Below are 20258 nucleotides of genomic sequence, written 5' to 3'. Positions count from 1 at the left end.
GGGCGTGACAAGTGCCCCCTATGATCATCATTGCCTTTGTTATCGCTTTTGCGATCGTCGCCTATTTCGCCTACCGTGATAAAGCGGTGCGTGGATGCCGCTGGCGCAAGGACAGCAACCGCGACAAAGGCAGCCTTCAGTTCTATCACTGCGTCGCCTGCGGGGCAGAGGCTTATACCAGCACCCAAGGTCCGCCCCGCGACTGCAAGGCCAATGTCGGCGGTAGGCCTCTCTAACGCCGCAGGCGGTGGCCTTAGGATTGGACCCAACAGTCAGGAGTTTCCGCAATGACAATGCCCCATGATGCCGACGCCCGCCGCGCTGTCGCGCCCGTGATTTGCTACCCCGTTGAAACGCTGCCCGCGCCTGACATGACGCTTTACGGGCGCGCGCGCGAAACGCTGACCAAAGTGGACGAGGTCACCGTCGCCCCCCGTGATGCCAGCTGCTTTACCGTGCCGGCGGGTCATTTCTTTCGCATCACTTCGGTCGAGGGGCCGCAGGTCGGCGATCTGAATCTTTGGGCCCAAAACGATCTGTCTCAACGGTTCTATTCCGGCAAAACCCGCGCACTGCATGGCACGCATATCACCACAGGCCAGCGCATGTGGTCCAGCTTTCCCACGCTGCGTCCCATGGCGACCCTGACCCATGATACGCTCGACTGGTACGGTGTGGATGATTTTGGCGGCTCTGTGCATGATGTGATCGGCACGCGCTGCGATCCTTACACCAACCAGCTTTTATCCGGCGGGCAGTATCATCATTGCTGCCATTCAAACCTGATCCGCGCACTGGCAGACCATCAGGGTATATCCTACGCCGAGGCAGAACCTTACGTACATGATGTGCTGAACGTCTTTATGTGCACCGGCTTTACCCGCGACACGGGCCAGTACTTCATGAAAGCCAGCCCGGTGCGGCCCGGTGATTACCTCGAGTTTTTTGCCGAGATCGACCTGCTTGGTGCGCTCAGCGCCTGTCCGGGGGGCGATTGTTCGTCGAAGCATTCGGCCGATACCGCCGCTTGCTATCCGCTGCTGGTAGAAGTTTTTGCCCCCGCCAGTGGCACGCTTAACGGCTGGCAAAGCCCGCAGCCCAACGGATACGACCGCAGCCACGGAAGCTGACGGTTAGGCCCCTGTACGGCCCGATACTTCCAAATGGCAATATATCCCCCGCGGAGCGTCCGACGGGGGATCAAGACGTATCAGCCGCTGGGGAATGCTGCCTGCAGGGCGATCTCTACCATATCGCCAAACGACTTTTCACGTTCTTCCGCAGGCAGCGCCTCACCGGTTTGCAAGTGGTCACTCACGGTCAGCACCGCCAGCGCACGGCGCTTGTGACGCGCGGCAAGCGTATACAGCTCTGCCGCTTCCATCTCGACGCCCAGAATGCCGTGGCGGGTCATCTGTTCGTCCAGATCAGGGCGTTCGGCATAGAACACATCCGAGGAATAGATGCCGCCGACATGGGTCTTGGTGCCTTTTGCTTCGGCAGCATTCACCGCGGCACGCAGCAGGGACCAATCGGCGCAAGGGGCGTAATTCATCTCGCGGAAGATACCGGACGAGGGCGAGGTAATTGTCGTCGCCGTCATGGCAATAATCACATCGCGAATGCCAACGTGCGGTTGCATTCCGCCACAAGAGCCAATCCGAATTAGGGTTTGTGCATTAAATTCGGAAATCAATTCATTCGCATAGATCGACAGCGACGGCATCCCCATGCCCGAGCCTTGAATAGTGACGCGGTTGCCATTCCATGTACCAGTGAAACCCAACATACCACGGACTTCGTTGATGAGTTTTACATCTTTAAGAAATGTTTCCGCCGCCCATTTCGCGCGATAAGGGTCGCCCGGCATGAGAACTGTTTCCGCGATGTCGCCGGGATTTGCGCCGATATGAATTGTCATAGGATGCTCGTCTATTTCCAAAGCCAAGGGGATGCGCCGAGGGGGGCATAGACATCGCAAGGGATGCGACGTCCAGGTCTATTTACAGTTCCAGGGATTCCGGTGCTGTGCCATCGGATACAAGATTGCGGAACCAATTGGGCTGGCGGCCTTTGCCGGTCCATGTCTGGCTGGGATCTTCGGGGTTGGCGTATTTCGCGGCCGCTTTTGCAGCTTTGCCTTTTTTCGCGCCACTGGAAACTTCGTCCAGCGAAAAGCCGTATTCAGCGGCCGCTTTTTCAGCTGCTTTGCGGGCTTCTACACGGTCGCGTTCATATGCGTTTTTAATCGCCATCTTCACGTCTTCCAAATGCTGTTCCAGCTCTTTGTGGGACATTGTGTTCAGATCAATACTCATTTCGCTCATTCCTTTGTCGAAAAGCCATTCGTTGCTTTACTCCAAAAGAATGAACAAAAAAAGTATTTATTGAATTGGCCGCTTTTATTCCGCGGCCACTGTTTCAGGATCTGCCAGCGTGACGATGTCTGCCATAATCGTATTTAATTCAAAATCTTTGGGCGTATAAACCCGGGCAACACCCATGGCGCGCAATCTTTTGGCGTCTTCTTCTGGAATAATTCCACCTACGATTACCGGAATATGCGCCAATCCGGCGTCGCGCATTTGTTTCATCAAATCCTCGACCAATGGAATATGCGACCCCGAAAGAATGGAAAGTCCGACAACGTGATGCTCTCCCTCCAGAGCGGCGGAAACAATTTCGGACGGGGTAAGCCGAATACCCTCGTAGGCGATTTCCATGCCGCAATCGCGCGCGCGCACGGCGATCTGTTCGGCACCGTTGGAATGACCGTCGAGGCCCGGCTTGCCCACCAGAAAGCTTAGGCGGCGGCCCAGACGGGTGCTGACGGCGTCAACGGCGTCGCGCAGATCGTCGAGGCCCTCGGTCTTGTTCGACCGGCCTGATGCGACGCCTGTAGGCCCGCGGTATTCGCCGTGCACGCTGCGCATCTGTTCCGCCCATTCACCAGTGGTGACGCCCGCTTTGGCAGCTGCGATCGACGGTTCCATCACATTGCGCCCCTCGGCGGCGGCGGCGCGTAGATTGGCAAGGGCTTTGTCTACGGCCGCTTGATCGCGGCTGTCGCGCCAAGCATTCAGACGGTTGATCTGGTCGGCCTCGACCGCAGGGTCCACGACCATGATGCCACCATCGCCGGTCATCAGCGGCGAGGGTTCGCCCTGCTGCCACTTGTTGACGCCCACCACGATCGTCTCGCCCGCTTCGATGCGGCCCAGACGGTCGGCGTTGCTTTCGACCAGACGGGACTTCATGTAATCAATCGCTGAAATCGCGCCGCCCATATCGTCAAGGTTCGCCAGCTCGGCCCGTGCGCCTTCTTTCAGCGCTTCGACCTTGCGGTCCACAGCCGGGTTGCCGTCGAACAGGTCGTCAAACTCCAGCAGGTCGGTCTCGTAGGCCATGATCTGCTGCATCCGCATTGACCATTGCTGATCCCACGGACGCGGCAGGCCAAGCGCTTCGTTCCACGCAGGCAGCTGCACGGCGCGTGCGCGCGCGTTCTTTGACAGGGTCACAGCTAGCATTTCGATCAGGATGCGGTAGACGTTGTTTTCGGGCTGCTGTTCGGTCAGTCCCAGCGAGTTTACCTGAACACCATAGCGGAAACGGCGGTATTTCGGGTCTTCGACACCATAGCGTTCAAGGCAAATCTCGTCCCATAGATCCCCAAAGGCGCGCATCTTGCACATTTCGGTGACGAAACGGATGCCCGCGTTCACAAAGAACGAAATGCGGCCCACCAGCATGGGGAAATCTTCTTCCGGCACGCGGGGGCGCAGGGCGTCCAAGACGGCAGTCGCAGTGGCAAGGGCAAAGGCCAGCTCTTGTTCGGGCGTCGCTCCTGCTTCTTGCAAGTGATAGGAACAGACGTTCATCGGGTTCCATTTGGGCACGTTGGTATAACAATACTCGGCCACATCCGCGATCATCTTGAGAGACGGGGCAGGCGGGCAGATATAGGTGCCACGCGACAGGTATTCCTTGATCAGGTCGTTCTGCACGGTGCCTTGCAGCTTGGACACATCTGCGCCCTGTTCCTCGGCCACAGCAATATACAGCGCCAGCAGCCACGGCGCGGTGGCGTTGATCGTCATCGAGGTGTTCATCTGCTCAAGCGGGATATCCTTGAACAGGCTGCGCATATCGCCCAAATGCGCCACGGGCACGCCCACTTTGCCGACTTCGCCGCGCGACAGGATGTGATCGCTGTCATATCCGGTCTGGGTGGGCAGGTCGAAGGCGACCGACAGGCCGGTCTGCCCTTTCAAAAGGTTCGCGCGGTACAGCGCATTGGATGCCTCGGCGGTGGAGTGTCCGGCGTAGGTGCGGATCAGCCAAGGGCGGTCTTTTTGCGGTTGCGACATGGGGCGGCCTTTCGTGAATCGAATGGGTAATATTCTTGCGCTGGTCGATTGATACGTGAAACAATCGGGCGCTGTCAATTCGCTGCATCGCGGCATGGGCGAAAGCCGCTGCGTTACGACAGCGGGTGCCTTTATTAGGGAACCCGATCGGGGGTCGACCGTTTTGTGTTGCCCAGACTGTGCACCTCCTGCAAGGGTTGGGCAATGACGCAAACGATTGAACTTCCCGTCTGGCTTTTCGCCGTGATCCTGCTTTTCGCCGCGGTGACTGCGCTGAGCCACTTTTTGCTGCCCTCGGTCAGGTGGTTCTTTCGCAGACGGCTGGAAAAAGCTGTCGCGCAGCTGAACACACGGCTGACCCGCCCAATCGAGCCGTTCAAGCTTGCGCGGCGTCACGATATGATCCAGCGGCTAATTTATGATCCGCAGATCAGTCAGGCCATCGTGGATCACGCCCGCGCCGAAGGTATCCCCGAGAACGTCGCCTCAGAACAAGCGCGACGCTATGCCCGCGAAATTGTCCCGAGCTTTAGCGCCTTTGCCTATTTCAGCTTTGGCATCCGGCTGGCGCGGTTTCTAGCGAACGCGCTTTATGATGTGCGCACGGGTACCCAAAATGACGCCGTGATCGAAGGTATCCCGTCAGACGCCACGGTCATCTTTATCATGAACCACCGAAGCAATATGGATTACGTGCTGGTCACCTACCTCGCGGGGGAGGCATCTGCGCTGAGCTATGCCGTGGGGGAATGGGCGCGGGTCTGGCCGCTCAGCCGGTTGATACGGTCGATGGGGGCGTATTTCATCCGGCGCAAATCACGTGGTGCGCTCTATCGAAAGGTGCTGGCGCGCTATGTGCAGATGGCGACCGAAGGCGGCGTAACCCAAGCGATTTTCCCCGAGGGCGGGCTGAGCCTGAATGGCAAGCTGATGCCGCCCAAGATGGGTCTGCTCGGCTATGTGCTGGAGGCCGACCTGAAGGACCGCGATGTCGTCTTTGTGCCCGTGGCGATCAACTATGACCGGGTGCTGGAGGATCGCGTTCTGATCTCGGCAGATGAGGCGGGCACGCGGCGGTTCGACGCGCAAATCTCGGTCATTCTGAAGTTTATCGTGCGCAAGGTCTGGTTGCGTCTGCGCGGAAAGTTCCTGCGCTTCGGAGAGGCCGTGGTGGTGTTTGGCACGCCGGTGCGTCTGCGCGACTATGGCAGCACCCCCGATGTCGACGGGCTGGCGCAGGATCTGATGGGCCGGATCGAAAACGAGATGCCATTGTTGTTCGTTCCCTTGCTGGCACGGGTGTTGTTGTTAGCAGAGAAGCCGCTGGACGGTGTCGCGCTAGAACAAGAGATGGCCCGTATGGCGGCCCTTGCTCCGGTCAATATGTTCGAAGGGGATGAAGGCTTTGGTGCCAATGTGGTCAAGGCACGCCAACATCTGTTGCAGCGCGGGATAATCGCAGCGGTAGAGCGGGGATATCGCCCTGCAGATGGTCAGCTGTCAGTGCTGCGCTTTTATGCGAACTCGATCGCGCATTTCTTTGATCGATAGGTCAAACATCTGAAATTGCTGCGACTGCAAAGTCATAAAGTTACAATTGAGGGGCAATTGGTGTTGCATTGTTGCGCCAAGGATCATATTCCACCTGTAGACGCCGCGATTCTGCACTGCGGCACAAACCTATTCTGACTGTGGAGACCGACATGGCCTTGGACACGAATATCGCGCAATATGACGCTCCGGAAAAAGACCTTTACGAAATCGGGGAAATTCCTCCGATGGGCTATGTTCCCAAGCAGATGTACGCCTGGACCATCCGCAAGGAACGTCACGGGAATCCCAATACGGCGATGCTCGAAGAAGTCGTGGACGTGCCGACGCTCGACAGTAACGAAGTGCTTGTCCTCGTGATGGCTGCGGGTGTGAACTATAACGGTGTCTGGGCTGCGTTGGGCAAACCAATTAGCCCGTTTGACGGGCACAAGCAGCCCTTCCACATCGCGGGCTCTGATGCGTCCGGCATCGTCTGGGCCGTCGGTGACAAGGTCAAACGCTGGAAGATCGGCGACGAGGTCGTGATCCACTGCAACCAGGATGACGGCGACGACGAAGAGTGCAACGGCGGCGATCCGATGTATTCCCCGAGCCAGCGCATCTGGGGCTACGAGACACCCGACGGGTCGTTTGCGCAGTTCACCAACGTTCAGGCGCAGCAGCTTATGCCACGCCCCAAGCACCTGACATGGGAAGAGGCGGCGTGTTACACGCTGACGCTGGCCACTGCGTACCGCATGCTGTTCGGCCACGAGCCGCACGACCTGAAACCTGGCCAGAACGTACTGGTCTGGGGCGCATCGGGTGGTCTGGGGTCCTATGCGATTCAGTTGATCAATACCGCAGGTGCCAATGCGATCGGTGTGATCTCGGACGAATCCAAGCGTGACTTTGTGATGGATCTGGGCGCCAAAGGCGTGTTGAACCGCAAGGACTTCAATTGCTGGGGCCAGATGCCCACAGTGAACACGCCCGAATACGCCACGTGGTTCAAAGAGGCCCGCAAATTCGGTGCCGCAATCTGGGAGATCACCGGCAAGGGTGTGAACGTCGACATGGTGTTTGAACACCCTGGCGAGGCAACATTCCCTGTATCCACCTTTGTCTGCAAAAAGGGCGGCATGGTTGTGATCTGCGCGGGGACCTCGGGGTTCAACCTGACGTTCGACGTGCGCTATATGTGGATGCACCAGAAGCGCTTGCAGGGCAGCCACTTTGCCCACCTCAAGCAGGCGTCGGCGGCGAACAAGCTGATGGTCGAACGCCGTCTTGATCCGTGCATGTCCGAAGTGTTTACCTGGGCTGATCTGCCTGACGCGCACATGAAGATGCTGGCCAACGAACACAAGCCCGGCAACATGTCGGTGCTGGTGCAGTCGCCCAAAACCGGCCTGCGCACGCTCGAAGACGCTCTGGACGCGAAAAAATAATCAGACAGCCCGCTTTGTGGGAGTACTGACCAGACACCCGTGCGCCGCATCCCGGCGCGCGGGTGTTCTGCGTTTTGGGCCTCGCAGGGGCGTTGTGGCGCAAGCTGAATGTGCGAATAACCGTGATGCCATCTGGCCCCCGGCGCGGCGCTCAATTAGGGTCGCGCCATGACAGTACCTGCCCTTACATATTCCGACGATCAGGCGGCTGCCTTTGATAGCGTAGCCGAAATGCTGCGCCATGCAGGCATTGATCTTGATGACAACTTGCTGATGCCGCCTGCGGGCGGTGCAGATCAGGTGCTGGCGGTGACCGGCAAGGCGGGGTCGGGCAAGACACTGCTGTTGGCAGAGCTGTACAAGGCATTGGAAAACGCAGGCGTCGACATCGTGTCGGGTGACTATGAACGCAAGAAGAAAGACAAACGGACGCTGGCGATCCTTGCCCCCACGAACAAGGCGGCCTCGGTCCTGCGCTTGCGCGGTGTGCCGGCGACCACGATCCACCGCATCCTCTATACCCCCGTGTATGATCCCGAATATGAACGCATCGCAGAGTGGCTGGCAGGCAACGGCGACCGTCCGGTGATCGAGGGGATGAATGAGATTGCCTTGGATCGGGCATTGGCGTTCTATCAGAACAACAAATCTATCCCCGGCGCGTTGGCTGCAGCGGGTCTGCGCGGCAGTGATTTCATCACCGGATGGAAGCGCCGCGAAGAACCGCTGGACATCGGTTTCGTCGATGAAAGCTCTATGTTGGATGACAAGCAGTTCGAGGATCTGAAAGAGATTTTCCCGACATTACTGCTGTTTGGCGATCCGGCACAGCTGGCCCCTGTGGGGCAGTCCGGCACGATGGTTTTCGAAAAGCTACCGAAAGAACGCGTGTTGAACCTGAGCCGTATCCACCGGCAGCAGGCCGACAACCCGATCCTTGATCTTGCGCATGCGCTTGCCGATCCGGCGCTGACATTCGAGCAGTTTGAACGCATGATTGAAGATGCGTCAAAGAAAGACGACCGCGTGGTCTGGGGCCAGCGGGTAGAGGTTGACCTGATGGCGCGTTCGCCTGTGCTGGTCTGGCGCAACGCGACGCGTATCCGGCTGATCAACGCATTCCGGTCGGTTTATGGGGCACCTGAAGACGCGCTGCTCGAAGGTGAGCCGCTGATATGTGACGGGATCGAGCTGCCACTGAAACACCGCAAGAAACGGCTCGACCTCGAAGCACGCGGCCTGATCAAAGGCGCGCAGGTTGTCTATCTGGGCAATGGTCGCAAGCCGGGCTTTAGCCGCTTGCATGTGATGGGGGCCGAAGACCCTCAGATCTCTGCCGCGTCCATCGTAAAGATCGAAAAGCCGGACGAGGAAGAGCCGTTCATCCCCTTTGCCGCGCGTATGGGGGCCACGTTCCTGCACGGGGCTGCCGTCACCATCCACAAGGCGCAGGGCAGCCAGTGGGATACAGTGCAGGTGTTTGCACCCGATCTGTTCGCAGCGGCGCGTATGGGCCGGTCTGAGGCGGGGCAACCCCTGTGGAAGCGCCTCGCCTACGTGGCGATCACCCGTGCGCAAGAGCGCCTGATTTGGGTGGTGCGGAACCGTCTGTCGAAACCGTCGGGGGTGTTGCGGGTGGATGACCTGCGTGCGGCCCCAGCGGCACCGCTTAACCTCGAAGTGCAGACGGATGACCCCGCCGCATAAAGGCTGTTTTTGGCTACTCCCTGCACCGCCACTTAGCGGCGCAGTGCACTAAAGATGGCGGATGCACCCCACCCTGCAGCAATAGCGATGGCGAGTGACATCAGCCCGTAAAGCAGCGCGTTTTCGCGTGACAGATTGTAAAGCCAGCGTTCCAACCCGACCTTGCGCACATCGATGAGCGTCCCGTATTGGGCCACGACCGATCCGCCACGGGTCAGGAAAATGCGGGTGTTATAATCGCCCTCTATCAACGAGGCGGGCAGCTGTACCGTCGCTCTGAACAGGGTTTGTTCGTCAACGCTCACGCCTGCCTCGTCCAGCTGGTACTGGTTTGCATCGCTGCGGATACGGATCAGCGCATCTGAAAAAGCCGCCGAATCTTTAATATCCATCGGGGCCCCGACAGATCGGATGGCACGGGGTACAGAGATTTTATAGCGCAGGTCTTCGGTACGGCTCAGGACGTCTTGGAGTGGGCCGCTGGTGGCGACGGCGTAAAAGCTGGGGGCGCGGTCCACCTCTACGGCAGCGGTATTCACCCAGATGCCAAAGGTCTTTTCCTTGCGCCGGACTGTCACGGGGGCAGACGGGCCAGAAACGGTAACCACGACCTCAAGCTCGGGGCCCTCTGGGATGGGCTCCTCGCGTTTAACCGCGCCAAAAATGATGATCTCGGACCCGTTAAAGTTGGTCGAGATAGATACTTCGCTTTGGTTCAGCCCCAAAACGATTGCTTCTTCGGCGAGCGCAGAGAACGCGATGCAGGTCAAGACCGCCGCGATTAAAACACGAAACCGGATCATGATTTGAACCCGACGGAGTAAAGCTCGGCCGGTTGCAAGAGCAGGTCCAGCGCCAGCTTGCCGCAGACAATCAGCACCAAAAGCGCCAACAGGATGCGCAGCTGTTCCGCCTTGAGCTTGGTCCCAAGGGTGGTGCCGAACTGTGCGCCAATGACGCCGCCGATCAGCAGCAGCACGGCCAGCACGATATCGACAGTATAGTTGGTGGTGGCATGCAACATCGTGGTAAATGCGGCGACAAAGATGATCTGAAACAGCGACGTGCCGACAACGACTTTGGTCGGCATCCCCAGCAGATAGATCATCGCAGGCACCATGATAAAGCCGCCGCCAACGCCCATGATCGCGGCCAGAAGCCCGACAAAGGCCCCGACCAGCAGCGGCGGAATGACCGAGATATAAAGCCCCGTAACCCGAAAACGCATCTTGAATGGCAGCTTTTGTATCCACGTGTGTTTCTTGCGCGGGGGGCGTTTTCCGGTGCGCGTCTTGTACATCGCGTTCAGCGATTCAACCAACATCAGCCCGCCGATGATCCCCAGAAAAACGACGTAGCAAAGGTTTACCAGCAGATCGACCTGACCCAGCGATTTGAGGTAGTTAAAGATCGTGACCCCTGCCGCAGCCCCGACCAGACCGCCCGCCAGCAAGACGCTGCCCATGCGCAGATCAACCGTCTTGCGTTTAAGATGCACCAGCAGCGCCGAGAACGACGACGCCACAATCTGGTTTGCGCCTGTGGCCACGGCCACCGCTGGGGGGATGCCGATAAAAAACAGCAGGGGCGTGATCAAAAATCCGCCTCCGACGCCGAACATGCCGGATAGAACGCCCACAATCCCGCCCAACCCCAAAAGGAGGAACGCGTTGACCGACAATTCGGCAATGGGCAGATAAATTTGCATAGACGCAGTTAGTCCGATCGAAAGGTTGAAATCAATCGTGGATGCTGCGCCGCCGCAATTTGCAACGGCGCAACGAGAGTTAGCGTTCTTTCACGTAGGGCTCGCCACCGGCACGCGGCGGGATCGCCTTGCCGACAAAGCCCGCCAGAATGATCACGGTCATCACATAGGGAAGGGCCGCGAGCAACTGCCCCTGAACCTTGAAGTTCACCAGCGCCTCGATCACGTCGGGGCGGGTTTCAAGCGCACCGAACAGGCCGAACAGCAGCGTCGCCCATAGCGCGTACCACGGGCGCCACTTGGCAAAGATCAGCGCGGCAAGCGCGATATAGCCACGGCCTGCGGACATGTCCTTGATAAAGCCGGCCTGCAGCGCCGTGCTAAGATACGCACCCGCAACGCCGCAAAGCACGCCACAGATCAACACCGCCGCATAGCGTAGGCCAACGACGGAAACCCCCGCCGTATCGACTGCCGCAGGGTTTTCACCCACCGCGCGCAGGCGCAGGCCGAAACGTGTGCGATAAAGCAGCCACCACGTCGCAGGCACCGCAAGGAACGCCAGATAGACAAGGATCGAGTGACCCGAGATCAGTTCGGCGTAAAGCGGTCCGATGATGGGTGTCTGAGCAACGTCGTCAGCGAAAGGCAGGGTGATCGGGCTAAACCGCGCCCCGCCGATCAGCGACGGCGTACGCCCACCTTGCTGAAACCAGTCTTGCGCGATCAGAACGGTCAGCCCCGCCGCGAGAAAGTTGATCGCAACGCCTGAAATCAGTTGGTTGCCGCGAAAGGTGATCGACGCAAGCCCGTGCAGCAGGCTCAGCGCCATCGACGCGGCGATCCCCGCCAACAGCCCCAGCCAGACATTCCCCGTCAGTGACGCCACCGCCGCCGAAAAGAACGCCGCCGCCAGCATCTTACCATCAAGTCCGATGTCGAAAATGCCTGCGCGTTCGGAAAACAGACCGGCAAGGCAGGCCAGCAGCAATGGTGTGGCAAGGCGCACGGTGCTGTCGAACAGTTGGATGAGCGTGATATAATCCATTATTCAGCAGGCTCCACCGGTTTGCGTTCGGGCTTGGGAGCCCGTGCGGCGCGTAGCGCCAGAAAGATTTTCTCGAGCGGCATACGCACCATGTTATCCAGCGCTCCGGTAAAGAGGATCACCAGCGCCTGAATGACGACGATCAGCTCGCGCGGGATCGAGGTCCAGAGCGCCAGTTCAGCACCGCCCTGATAGAGGAACCCGAAAAGGATCGCGGCAAGAAACACGCCCAAAGGATGGCTACGCCCCATTAATGCGACAGCGATGCCGATAAAGCCCGCGCCTTCCGTGGCGTTCAGCACCAGTCGTTCGGCTTCGCCCATGACGTTGTTAATCGCCATCATCCCCGCCAGACCACCCGAGATGGTCATCGCGATCATGGTGATCTTGACCGTAGAGATACCGGCGTATTTCGCCGCCGATTCCGAATGGCCATAGGCGCGGATTTCATAGCCAAGCCGCGTGCGCCAGATCAGCACCCACAAGAAGATACAGGCCGCAACCGCCACCAAAAGCGAGATATTGGCCGGTGCCGCCTTGGAAAATTCGATCCCGAGCGGGGCCAGAAGATCGTGCAACGTTGGCAGCTTTGTCGCGTCAGGAAAGCGCGCCGTTGCGGGGTCCATGCTGCCTTGGGGGCGTAGCATGTTGACCAGAATATAGTTCAGCGCTGCGGCGGCGATAAAGTTGAACATGATCGTTGTGATCACGATATGGCTGCCGCGCTTGGCTTGCAGGAACGCGGGGATCGCGGCCCAAGCGGCCCCAAAGACAGCCGCCATCGCAGCGGCACCAAAGAGCGCCAGCGACCAGTGGGGCCACGGGATATACAAACAGGCGAGCGCCACACCCAAACCGCCCAGCATTGCCTGACCTTCGCCGCCGATGTTGAACAGTCGCGCGTGAAAGGCGATGGCGACGCACAGGCCGGTGAACATAAAGTTGGTCGCGTAATACAGCGTATAGCCCCACCCATAGGTGCTGCCCAAAGCGCCGGACACCATCAGTTTGACGGCGGCAACGGGGTCTTCACCGATGCCCAGAATGACCAGCGCCGACAGGATCGCTGCCAGTAAAAGCGATATCAAAGGCACGAGGACGACCTCGGCCCATTTTGGCATTACGTCCATGTCACACTTCCTTATGCGGATCGCCGCCCGCATGGGCCAGATTGTCTTCGATCTCTTCGATGGAATGGGGCGCATCGGTATCGGTGATGCCGGCCATCAGCAAGCCCAGTTCTTTTTCATCGGTTTGGCTGGCGTCGCGGATGCCCATGACCTGACCGTCGAACATGACAGCCACACGGTCACTGAGTGCGAGAATCTCTTCCAGCTCGACCGAGACCAGCAGGATGGCCTTGCCCTGATCGCGCAGGGCGACGATCTGTTCGTGGATGAATTCGATCGCACCGATGTCGACGCCACGGGTCGGTTGACCGATCAGCAGCAGGTCCGGGTTGCGTTCGATCTCGCGGGCCAGAACAATCTTTTGCTGGTTGCCGCCCGAAAAGTTCTTGGCCGCCAGTTTGGGGTTGGGCGGGCGCACGTCGAAACGTTCCATCTTTTCAACGGTGTCGGCCTTGATCGCGGCGTTATCCATCAGCAGGCCGCTGCGATAGGCAGGGTCTTTGTGATAGCCAAACGCGGTGTTTTCCCACGCCTGATAGTCCATGATCAGACCTTCGCGCTGGCGGTCTTCGGGGACGTGGGCGATGCCATGATTGCGGCGGGATTGGCCGTCGGACTTGTTGCCGGTGAGGTCCAGCGCCGTGCCATTGACGCGCACGCTGCCCTTGCCGGTCCGATAGCCGCCCAGAACCTCAAGCAGCTCGGATTGCCCGTTGCCGGCCACGCCAGCGACGCCAAGGATTTCGCCCGCACGGACTTGCAGATCAATGCCGCGTAGACGCTCTACGCCTTTTTCATCAACGACGCGCAAGCCTTCGATATCCAGAATGACAGGGCCGGGGGCGGCGGGTTTTTTGTCCACACGCAGCAGGACCTTGCGGCCGACCATCAGCTCGGCCAGTTCGGCGGGCGAGGTCTCTGCGGTTTTGACGGTGGCGGTCATCTGGCCACGGCGCATGACGGATACGGTGTCGGTCGTTTCCATGATCTCGCGCAGCTTGTGGGTGATCAGGATGATCGTCTTTCCCTCAGAGCGCAGACGCCCGAGGATGCGGAACAATTGATCCGCTTCGGCAGGGGTCAACACGCCGGTGGGTTCATCCAGAATGAGAATATCTGCCTGACGATACAGCGCCTTGAGGATCTCTACGCGTTGCTGCATGCCCACGCCGATGTCTTGTACCAGCGCATCGGGATCGACCTTGAGCCCGTAATCATCCGCCAGTTTCAACAGCGACTTGCGCGCCTTGGCGAGCGACGGTTTCAGCAGCCGTCCGTCTTCGGCCCCCAGAATGATATTTTCCAGAACCGTAAAATTTTCAACCAGTTTAAAGTGCTGGAACACCATCCCGATGCCTGCGGCAATCGCGGCCTGGCTGTCAGGGATATCGGTCTTTTTGCCGGCGATAAAAATGTCGCCTTTGTCCGCTTTGTAGAATCCGTAAAGGATCGACATCAGCGTCGATTTGCCCGCACCGTTTTCACCGATAATCCCGTGGATTGTACCGGGCATGACGCGGATTGAGATGTCTTTGTTGGCCTGTACCGGGCCAAAGGCCTTGGAAATGCCTTTCAGCTCGATCGCCGGAGCGGCAGTTTCCTGCCGCTCCGTCTGTGTTGCAGTGCTCACGCTTAGAAGCTCAGGCTCGGGCAGCTGTCGTCGGACATGTAATCATGTACCTCAAGCGACCCGTCTGCGATCTTGGTCGAAGCTTCGTCGACAGCGGCTTGCATTTCAGCTGTGATCAGCGCTTTGTTGTGCTCATCGATTGCGACGCCCACGCCTTCGTTGCCCACGCCCATGACGTTAAAGCCTTTTTCCATGCCGGGACCGTCGGACATCGCGTCAAACACAGCGTTGTCCACGCGTTTGATCATCGAAGTCAGGACCTTGCCTGCGTGCAGGTGGTTTTGGTTGCTATCCACGCCGATCGACAGGATGTCTTCGTCAGCAGCGGTTTGCAGAACACCGACGCCTGTGCCGCCAGCGGCCGCGTACACAACGTCAGCGCCTTGGCTGATTTGCGCTTTGGTCAGTTCGGACCCTTTTACGGGGTCGTTCCAAGCGGCAGGAGTCGAACCGGTCATGTTCGAGATCACGGTCGCGTCGGGGTTCACTGCCAGAACACCTTGGGCATAGCCACAGGCGAATTTGCGGATCAGGGGGATATCCATGCCACCGATAAAGCCGACCGTGTTGGATTCGGACGCCATCGCCGCCATCATGCCAACCAGATAGGACCCTTCGTGCTCGTTGAAGACCACGGAACGAACGTTCGGCGCATCCACAACCATGTCGATGATGACAAAGTCGGTATCAGGGTAATCGCCGGCCACCTGACCAAGCGCATCACCAAAGGCAAAGCCGGTCATCACGATAGGATTGGAGCCTGCTTCGGCGAAACGGCGCAGGGCCTGTTCACGCTGCGCTTCGGACTGCAGTTCGATCTCGCGGAAGCTTTCGCCGGTTTCTTCGGCCCAGCGTTGCGCGCCGGCAAAGGCGGCTTCGTTGAAGGATTTGTCGAATTTGCCGCCAAGGTCGAAGATCAGGGCAGGTTCGGCCAAAGCAGCACCGGCGCTAAGCGCGGTTGCCGCAGCGGCGCCGAGGAATTTGGTCATAAGGGTCATGGAGTGTCTCCCGGTTTATTGTGTTGGGGCGCAAGCAAGGAGCCTTTGCCCGGTCGCAGGTCCGCACTTGTGCACGGCTCCGTTGATCAGATGTACGATACTGCGTAGCCCATGGGGGGGGTCAACCGGATTCTCAAGCGGGGGCAGATGATATTAGGCGTTAACCCTGCGTAAAGCACCGCGAAAGGATCAACGCATCAACTGGCGGCGTATCTTTACGCAGATAATACCCGCGTCGGCTGGCCGTTTGGCTAAACCCCGCCGCCGTATATAGCGCGATGGCGGCAGCGTTATCTGCGGCCACCTCAAGAAAGGCGGTTTCTGCTCGTCCCTCGAGCCCTTCTAGCCAGCGTTGTAACAGCCTACGACCAATGCCCTGACGCTGTGCCGCGGGATCAACGGCGAGGGTCAAAAGCTCTGCTTCGCCCGCAATCAGGCGGGTCAGGGCAAAGCCGTGCGGCTCTGCCAGATGATCCACAAACGGGGAGCTGAGCAGATCAGCAAACTCTTGCGCGCCCCAGCTGCGGTCATGGATGAAAGCGGCGGCATGGATCTGCGCCATGGTTTGCGGGGTCATGCAAGGATCGTTGGCGGCTTGTCGCGGGCGGGGGCGGCATCGGCCGGGCGTAGATATAGCGGAGCAGGTCGCGGGTTTTGCATGCCCAAGCGGGCCCTCGCGATATGTGCCGTTGCCTCTGCCACGGGGCTGCGCGGGGGGAGGGCAGTGCCATTGCACAGCGCTGCGATCAGGTCAGCCTGATGCCCGACACAGATCGGGTCGGCACGCGATGGCACTGCGGGCAGATCATCAAGGCCGCACATCACCGGTTCGCGGTCGTCCATCGTCCCGAATACCTGCACGAACAGCTTGTCCTGACGGGCATCGATGCTGCTGATGACCACACCGTCATGCCCATAGGCCAACGCCTGAAGATGCGAGACACCTATCGCGGGCACCCCAAGGCCAAGCGCCAGCCCGCGCGCGGCAGACACGGCAATGCGGATGCCAGTGAAATTCCCCGGCCCGACGCCGACGCCGATCGCGGTCAGGTCGCTATACGCCACATCCGCGCTGGTCAGAACCTCGGCGCAGAGGCCAAGCAGACGTTCGCCCTGACCCTTGTTCATCGGTTCCTGAATGCTGGCGATAATCTGGTCGCCTGACAGCAAAGCGGCCGCACAATGTGCGGCCGATGTATCAAACGCCAGGATAAGAGGCGTCTTAGGCAACCGGGCGTACCTCGGTCACTTCGGGGATGTAGTGACGCAGCAGATTTTCGATGCCCATTTTCAACGTCAATGTGGACGATGGGCAGCCCGCGCAGGCCCCTTGCATGTGCAGGTATACAACGCCGCGCTCAAAGCCGTGGAACGTGATGTCGCCGCCATCTTGGGCAACAGCTGGGCGCACGCGGCTGTCCAGAAGTTCCTTGATTTGGCCCACGATCGCACCGTCTTCGCCGGTGTGTTCTGCGTGGCCTGATGCGTGGTCATGGCCTTTTTCCATCACGGACTGGCCGGATTGGAAATGTTCCATGATCGCGCCAAGTAGGGCGGGTTTCAGGTGGTCCCACTCGATCCCGTCGGCCTTGGTGATGGTCACGAAATCAGTGCCGAAGAACACGCCGGTTACACCTTCGACGGCGAACAAACGCGTGGCCAAGGGCGATGCGCTTGCTGCTTCGGGGGCGGGGAAATCGGCAGTGCCCATTTCCAGCACGGTCTGACCGGGCAGGAACTTCAACGTTGCGGGGTTGGGCGTGGATTCGGTCTGAATAAACATCACATGCTCCTCAAAGGGTTGATGCAGATATGCGACTTGAACGCGGCCAAGTCAAGGTTTGGAACGATTCTAAGTTGGCGGAGGCCTGCCGTGCCGCCTTAGGTAATCATCTCTAGGCGCTCTTTGCTCATGTCGCCGGGAACGATGGTGATCGGCACCGGCAGCGAGCCTGCGTTGCGCGACAGCTGGGTGACCAAGGGACCGGGGCCGGATTTCTTGTCCGTACCCGCGCCAAGCACCAGCACGCCGACTTGGGGGTCTTCGTCCAGCTGGTTGATGATTTCGTCCACGATCACACCTTCGCGAATGACCAAAGTGGGCTCCACGTTCAGCCGGTCCCGCATCCATTTCGCAAAGACCTCGAAATGCACCTCGATGCGTTCGCGGGCCTCGTCCCGCATGACCTCGGCCACACCGATCCAGTGGTTGAATTCATCCGGCGGGATGACCGACAGCACAACGACCCCGCCGCCAGAGTTAGACGCCCGCATCGCGGCAAATCGCATGGCATTCAGGCATTCGCGGCTGTCATCCAGCACGACCATAAATTTACGCATAGATTTCTCCTGACAAGCAGCGGGGCGCGGGGTCAGCCACGGTCAGAGGCCGCCCAATCCCAATACATTTCGCGGACGCGGCGGGTCATGGGGCCGATGTTGTACTGGGTGTCATCAAAGGCCTTTACCGGCGTAACCTTCATCATGTTGCCGGACAAGAACACCTCGTCTGCGGCGTGAAAATCATCAAAGCTCAGGACGGTTTCGTGGACCTTGATCCCGTCGGCGCGCATGTTCGACATATGCCGTGCGCGTGTGATACCTGCCAGAAACGTGCCGTTGGGGATCGGGGTGAAAACCTCGCCATCCTTGACCATAAACACGTTGGCCGACGCCGACTCCGCGACATTGCCCATCGCGTCGGCCACCAGCGCGTTGCCAAACCCTTTGGCGCGCGCTTCTACCATCATACGCGCGTTATTCGGATACAGACATCCCGCCTTGGCGTTCACCACGTTATCTTCGAGCACGGGACGGCGGAAACGGGTCCGCGTGAGGGTGGTGGCTGCATCGGGGGCGGCCATGGGGATCTGTTCAAGGCAGATGGCGAAACCGGTCGCGTCTTTCAGCGGCACGATGCCCAATTCATCGCCTGCCAGCGCCCAGTACATCGGGCGGATATAGACGGCGGCGTCCTTGGGGTAGCTTTTCAGACCCTCGCGCACCATCGCGACCATATCGTCGGTCTCGACCGTGGGGGTGATCATCAGCGCCTTGGCAGACCGGTTGATCCGGGCGCAATGCGCCTCCAGATCCGGGCTCAGTCCGTCGAACAGGCGGGCACCGTCGAACACGGTTGTGCCCAACCATGCGCCGTGGTCCGCGGCCTTGATGACAGAGATGTCGCCCTCGTGCCAACTGCCTTCGAAGTACGTCTTGATATGTGTGCCGGTGGCCATTTTCTTTCCTTTAATTACCGCTTGGGCGCGGTGCGGTAGATGCCTTCGGGCAGGTTCAGCGCAGCTGTCAGATCATTCAGCTGCTCTGGCGAGAGGCTGATTTTGGAGACAGAGTTGGTGCGCGGGTCCCACTGCTCGATTGTGATGACGCTGGCAAAAGCTTGCACCGTCACGTCTTCACGCAAGGGTGCTTTGCCTTCGTCGATCAGCGTGATCACACTGGCATCGAATTCGTGTTCAATCGTAAACATGCCGGCACAGTATTCTTTCGGCGGTCCAATGCAAGAGCAGCACTGCACCGTCTGTTCAAATCAGTGCTGCCACGTTAAACGGGTAGTTGTTCTATTCGGTGCCCTTTTGAGGATACGTTACGTAATGTTGAGATACTGTTTTGCTCTGGCCGCAGTGGCATTCATCGCCGCGTGTGAACCGACAACACTGTCGGGGCCTGTCACCACCCAGCCTGATCAGGGACAGCCCGCAGGCTTTTCCGCCAATGAATCGGCCCGCAGCTTTATCCGCGTGTTGCGCACCGTCGAACCCGTCGCGGAACGCGAATGTCGGACGCGCACGTCGCAAGTCAACTGCGATTTCAACATTGTGGTAGACGACCGTCCGGGCCAGCCCGCCAACGCCTATCAGACCGAAGACAAGGCGGGGCGTCCCGTTATTGCCTTTACCCTCGCGCTGATTGCGGATGCGCGGAACGAGGACGAGCTTGCCTTTGTCATGGGGCACGAAGCCGCCCATCACATCGAAGGGCATATTGCGCGCCAGCAACAAAACGCGGTGGCCGGTGCCGTGATCTTTGCCGGTCTTGCGACACTCAGCGGTGGCGATCCGACTGCGGTCGAATCGGCGCAACGACTTGGGGCACAGGTGGGGGCGCGGCGATATTCCAAGGATTTCGAGCTTGAGGCAGATGCTTTGGGCACCATCATTACTGCGCGTGCCGGCTATAATCCGCTGCGGGGGGCCGAATTCTTTACCCGTATCCCCGATCCCGGCGACCGTTTCCTCGGCACGCACCCGCCCAATGCATCGCGTCTGGATACGGTGCGCCGAACAGCGGCAGGTATGTAACGACACTTGATGCGGCAGCTTGGCCAGATACTTACGGACCGCGGGTCCAAGTATGCCGTGTCGGGCTGCCCTGCGTCTGATCGCGCCGCGGTGGATGCTGCGCTGAAAGAGCTTAAGCGCGATAAAAGCTATGCCAAAGCGACCCATAACACCTGGGCGGTGCTGCTGTCAGACGGCGGCCCGCTAAAAGGCGATGATGGGGAATCCGGTGCGGGGATGGTCATCATCCGCATGTTGGAGCGCGAAGGTCTGAAAGATCATTTGATCGTGGTCACTCGCTGGTATGGCGGCAAACATCTCGGCGGCGACCGTTTTCGTCATGTGCAATCCTGTGTGCGCGCCTATCTGGATGCAGCTTAAG

22 protein-coding genes are annotated in these 20258 nt (G+C 59.2%); 7 read left to right on the top strand and 15 right to left on the bottom strand.

The features are described 5' to 3' along the window. Window positions 1–20: 20 nt before the first annotated feature. Both BLQ98_RS00195 and BLQ98_RS00190 read left to right on the top strand, forming a co-directional pair. Window positions 21–236, top strand: a complete 216-nt coding sequence (locus BLQ98_RS00195; RefSeq protein WP_093731348.1) for a hypothetical protein — start codon at window positions 21–23, stop codon at window positions 234–236. A 51-nt stretch (window positions 237–287) separates the two neighbouring features. Further along, complete coding sequence (locus tag BLQ98_RS00190; protein WP_093731347.1) at window positions 288–1130, top strand: urea carboxylase-associated family protein; 843 nt, start codon at window positions 288–290, stop codon at window positions 1128–1130. Window positions 1131–1210: 80 nt separating this feature from the next. Here the strand turns inward: BLQ98_RS00190 and deoD are convergent, their stop codons facing one another. The 3 genes from deoD to BLQ98_RS00175 form a co-directional block, all read right to left on the bottom strand. Continuing rightward, window positions 1211–1921 carry a purine-nucleoside phosphorylase gene (gene deoD, locus BLQ98_RS00185; RefSeq protein ID WP_093731346.1) on the bottom strand — a complete coding sequence of 237 codons (711 nt, stop codon included), beginning with the start codon at window positions 1919–1921 and terminating at the stop codon, window positions 1211–1213. Between the two features lie 82 nt (window positions 1922–2003). After that, window positions 2004–2318 carry an H-NS histone family protein gene (locus BLQ98_RS00180; RefSeq protein WP_093731345.1) on the bottom strand — a complete coding sequence of 105 codons (315 nt, stop codon included), beginning with the start codon at window positions 2316–2318 and terminating at the stop codon, window positions 2004–2006. Between the two features lie 84 nt (window positions 2319–2402). Then, a complete protein-coding gene (locus tag BLQ98_RS00175; RefSeq protein ID WP_093731344.1) occupies window positions 2403–4370 on the bottom strand; it encodes a protein meaA in 1968 nt (655 codons plus the stop codon). 204 nt (window positions 4371–4574) lie between these two features. Between BLQ98_RS00175 and BLQ98_RS00170 the strand changes: the two genes are divergently transcribed. The 3 genes from BLQ98_RS00170 to BLQ98_RS00160 all read left to right on the top strand — a co-directional run bounded on the left by BLQ98_RS00170 (window position 4575) and on the right by BLQ98_RS00160 (window position 9061). Further along, complete coding sequence (locus tag BLQ98_RS00170; RefSeq protein ID WP_093731343.1) at window positions 4575–5921, top strand: 1-acyl-sn-glycerol-3-phosphate acyltransferase; 1347 nt, start codon at window positions 4575–4577, stop codon at window positions 5919–5921. A gap of 152 nt (window positions 5922–6073) precedes the next feature. Beyond that, window positions 6074–7354 (top strand): crotonyl-CoA carboxylase/reductase, encoded by a 1281-nt coding sequence (gene ccrA / locus BLQ98_RS00165; protein WP_093731342.1) that lies wholly within the window; start codon window positions 6074–6076, stop codon window positions 7352–7354. 168 nt (window positions 7355–7522) lie between these two features. Continuing rightward, complete coding sequence (locus BLQ98_RS00160; protein ID WP_093731341.1) at window positions 7523–9061, top strand: ATP-dependent DNA helicase; 1539 nt, start codon at window positions 7523–7525, stop codon at window positions 9059–9061. Between the two features lie 32 nt (window positions 9062–9093). On the opposite strand, the gene BLQ98_RS00155 is transcribed toward BLQ98_RS00160, so the two are convergent. From BLQ98_RS00155 to BLQ98_RS00100, 12 genes are all read right to left on the bottom strand, one after another. Beyond that, window positions 9094–9864 carry a TIGR02186 family protein gene (locus BLQ98_RS00155; protein ID WP_093731340.1) on the bottom strand — a complete coding sequence of 257 codons (771 nt, stop codon included), beginning with the start codon at window positions 9862–9864 and terminating at the stop codon, window positions 9094–9096. Continuing rightward, the gene (locus tag BLQ98_RS00150; RefSeq protein ID WP_093731339.1) at window positions 9861–10769 is read right to left on the bottom strand and encodes a sulfite exporter TauE/SafE family protein; all 909 of its coding nucleotides are present in this window, start codon (window positions 10767–10769) and stop codon (window positions 9861–9863) included. Before BLQ98_RS00150 ends, BLQ98_RS00155 begins: the two co-directional genes overlap by 4 nt. A gap of 79 nt (window positions 10770–10848) precedes the next feature. Then, entirely contained in the window at window positions 10849–11817 is a 969-nt protein-coding gene (locus BLQ98_RS00145) for an ABC transporter permease (RefSeq protein WP_093731338.1), read from the bottom strand. Beyond that, window positions 11817–12947 carry an ABC transporter permease gene (locus BLQ98_RS00140; protein ID WP_093731337.1) on the bottom strand — a complete coding sequence of 377 codons (1131 nt, stop codon included), beginning with the start codon at window positions 12945–12947 and terminating at the stop codon, window positions 11817–11819. The genes BLQ98_RS00145 and BLQ98_RS00140 overlap by 1 nt, the downstream gene beginning before the upstream one ends. Window position 12948: 1 nt before the next feature. Further along, the gene (locus tag BLQ98_RS00135) at window positions 12949–14577 is read right to left on the bottom strand and encodes an ABC transporter ATP-binding protein (protein WP_093731336.1); all 1629 of its coding nucleotides are present in this window, start codon (window positions 14575–14577) and stop codon (window positions 12949–12951) included. A gap of 2 nt (window positions 14578–14579) precedes the next feature. Further along, window positions 14580–15575: a BMP family lipoprotein gene (locus tag BLQ98_RS00130; RefSeq protein ID WP_093731335.1), complete on the bottom strand. Its 996-nt coding sequence runs from the start codon at window positions 15573–15575 to the stop codon at window positions 14580–14582. 160 nt (window positions 15576–15735) lie between these two features. Next, on the bottom strand, window positions 15736–16152 hold the full coding sequence (locus BLQ98_RS00125) for a GNAT family N-acetyltransferase (protein WP_093731334.1): 417 nt from the start codon (window positions 16150–16152) through the stop codon (window positions 15736–15738). Next, on the bottom strand, window positions 16149–16805 hold the full coding sequence (tsaB, locus tag BLQ98_RS00120) for a tRNA (adenosine(37)-N6)-threonylcarbamoyltransferase complex dimerization subunit type 1 TsaB (RefSeq protein WP_093731333.1): 657 nt from the start codon (window positions 16803–16805) through the stop codon (window positions 16149–16151). The genes BLQ98_RS00125 and tsaB overlap by 4 nt, the downstream gene beginning before the upstream one ends. Next, window positions 16798–17358 (bottom strand): NifU family protein, encoded by a 561-nt coding sequence (locus tag BLQ98_RS00115; RefSeq protein ID WP_093731332.1) that lies wholly within the window; start codon window positions 17356–17358, stop codon window positions 16798–16800. The genes tsaB and BLQ98_RS00115 overlap by 8 nt, the downstream gene beginning before the upstream one ends. A gap of 98 nt (window positions 17359–17456) precedes the next feature. Next, window positions 17457–17915: a universal stress protein gene (locus BLQ98_RS00110; RefSeq protein WP_093731331.1), complete on the bottom strand. Its 459-nt coding sequence runs from the start codon at window positions 17913–17915 to the stop codon at window positions 17457–17459. Window positions 17916–17947: 32 nt separating this feature from the next. Further along, window positions 17948–18814, bottom strand: coding sequence for a branched-chain amino acid aminotransferase (locus BLQ98_RS00105; RefSeq protein ID WP_093731330.1), 867 nt, complete (start codon window positions 18812–18814; stop codon window positions 17948–17950). Window positions 18815–18828: 14 nt separating this feature from the next. Continuing rightward, window positions 18829–19065: a DUF8831 family protein gene (locus BLQ98_RS00100; RefSeq protein ID WP_093731329.1), complete on the bottom strand. Its 237-nt coding sequence runs from the start codon at window positions 19063–19065 to the stop codon at window positions 18829–18831. Window positions 19066–19189: 124 nt separating this feature from the next. On the opposite strand from BLQ98_RS00100, the gene BLQ98_RS00095 reads away from it, so the two are divergent. Beyond that, window positions 19190–19897 (top strand): M48 family metallopeptidase, encoded by a 708-nt coding sequence (locus BLQ98_RS00095; RefSeq protein ID WP_093731328.1) that lies wholly within the window; start codon window positions 19190–19192, stop codon window positions 19895–19897. A gap of 9 nt (window positions 19898–19906) precedes the next feature. Then, window positions 19907–20257, top strand: a complete 351-nt coding sequence (locus BLQ98_RS00090) for a YigZ family protein (RefSeq protein WP_093731327.1) — start codon at window positions 19907–19909, stop codon at window positions 20255–20257. Window position 20258: the final 1 nt, after the last annotated feature.

This window comes from Sulfitobacter litoralis (genome assembly GCF_900103185.1).
Taxonomy (GTDB): Bacteria; Pseudomonadota; Alphaproteobacteria; order Rhodobacterales; family Rhodobacteraceae; genus Sulfitobacter; species Sulfitobacter litoralis.
Note: the sequence above shows the minus strand (reverse complement) of the source record. Positions and strands in the feature narration are given on the sequence as shown.

Excerpts from the sequence above, each read along its gene's own strand:
- BLQ98_RS00140 (WP_093731337.1), bottom strand. The coding sequence starts at position 12,947 with ATGGACGTAATGCCAAAATGGGCCGAGGTCGTCCTCGTGCCTTTGATA.
- BLQ98_RS00115 (WP_093731332.1), bottom strand. The coding sequence starts at position 17,358 with ATGTTTATTCAGACCGAATCCACGCCCAACCCCGCAACGTTGAAGTTC.
- BLQ98_RS00110 (WP_093731331.1), bottom strand. The coding sequence starts at position 17,915 with ATGCGTAAATTTATGGTCGTGCTGGATGACAGCCGCGAATGCCTGAAT.
- BLQ98_RS00150 (WP_093731339.1), bottom strand. The coding sequence starts at position 10,769 with ATGCAAATTTATCTGCCCATTGCCGAATTGTCGGTCAACGCGTTCCTC.
- BLQ98_RS00095 (WP_093731328.1), top strand. The coding sequence starts at position 19,190 with ATGTTGAGATACTGTTTTGCTCTGGCCGCAGTGGCATTCATCGCCGCG.
- BLQ98_RS00155 (WP_093731340.1), bottom strand. The coding sequence starts at position 9,864 with ATGATCCGGTTTCGTGTTTTAATCGCGGCGGTCTTGACCTGCATCGCG.
- ccrA (WP_093731342.1), top strand. The coding sequence starts at position 6,074 with ATGGCCTTGGACACGAATATCGCGCAATATGACGCTCCGGAAAAAGAC.
- BLQ98_RS00145 (WP_093731338.1), bottom strand. The coding sequence starts at position 11,817 with ATGGATTATATCACGCTCATCCAACTGTTCGACAGCACCGTGCGCCTT.
- BLQ98_RS00090 (WP_093731327.1), top strand. The coding sequence starts at position 19,907 with ATGCGGCAGCTTGGCCAGATACTTACGGACCGCGGGTCCAAGTATGCC.
- BLQ98_RS00130 (WP_093731335.1), bottom strand. The coding sequence starts at position 15,575 with ATGACCCTTATGACCAAATTCCTCGGCGCCGCTGCGGCAACCGCGCTT.
- BLQ98_RS00190 (WP_093731347.1), top strand. The coding sequence starts at position 288 with ATGACAATGCCCCATGATGCCGACGCCCGCCGCGCTGTCGCGCCCGTG.
- BLQ98_RS00195 (WP_093731348.1), top strand. The coding sequence starts at position 21 with ATGATCATCATTGCCTTTGTTATCGCTTTTGCGATCGTCGCCTATTTC.
- BLQ98_RS00105 (WP_093731330.1), bottom strand. The coding sequence starts at position 18,814 with ATGGCCACCGGCACACATATCAAGACGTACTTCGAAGGCAGTTGGCAC.
- BLQ98_RS00170 (WP_093731343.1), top strand. The coding sequence starts at position 4,575 with ATGACGCAAACGATTGAACTTCCCGTCTGGCTTTTCGCCGTGATCCTG.
- BLQ98_RS00160 (WP_093731341.1), top strand. The coding sequence starts at position 7,523 with ATGACAGTACCTGCCCTTACATATTCCGACGATCAGGCGGCTGCCTTT.
- BLQ98_RS00180 (WP_093731345.1), bottom strand. The coding sequence starts at position 2,318 with ATGAGTATTGATCTGAACACAATGTCCCACAAAGAGCTGGAACAGCAT.
- BLQ98_RS00125 (WP_093731334.1), bottom strand. The coding sequence starts at position 16,152 with ATGACCCCGCAAACCATGGCGCAGATCCATGCCGCCGCTTTCATCCAT.
- BLQ98_RS00100 (WP_093731329.1), bottom strand. The coding sequence starts at position 19,065 with ATGTTTACGATTGAACACGAATTCGATGCCAGTGTGATCACGCTGATC.
- deoD (WP_093731346.1), bottom strand. The coding sequence starts at position 1,921 with ATGACAATTCATATCGGCGCAAATCCCGGCGACATCGCGGAAACAGTT.
- BLQ98_RS00175 (WP_093731344.1), bottom strand. The coding sequence starts at position 4,370 with ATGTCGCAACCGCAAAAAGACCGCCCTTGGCTGATCCGCACCTACGCC.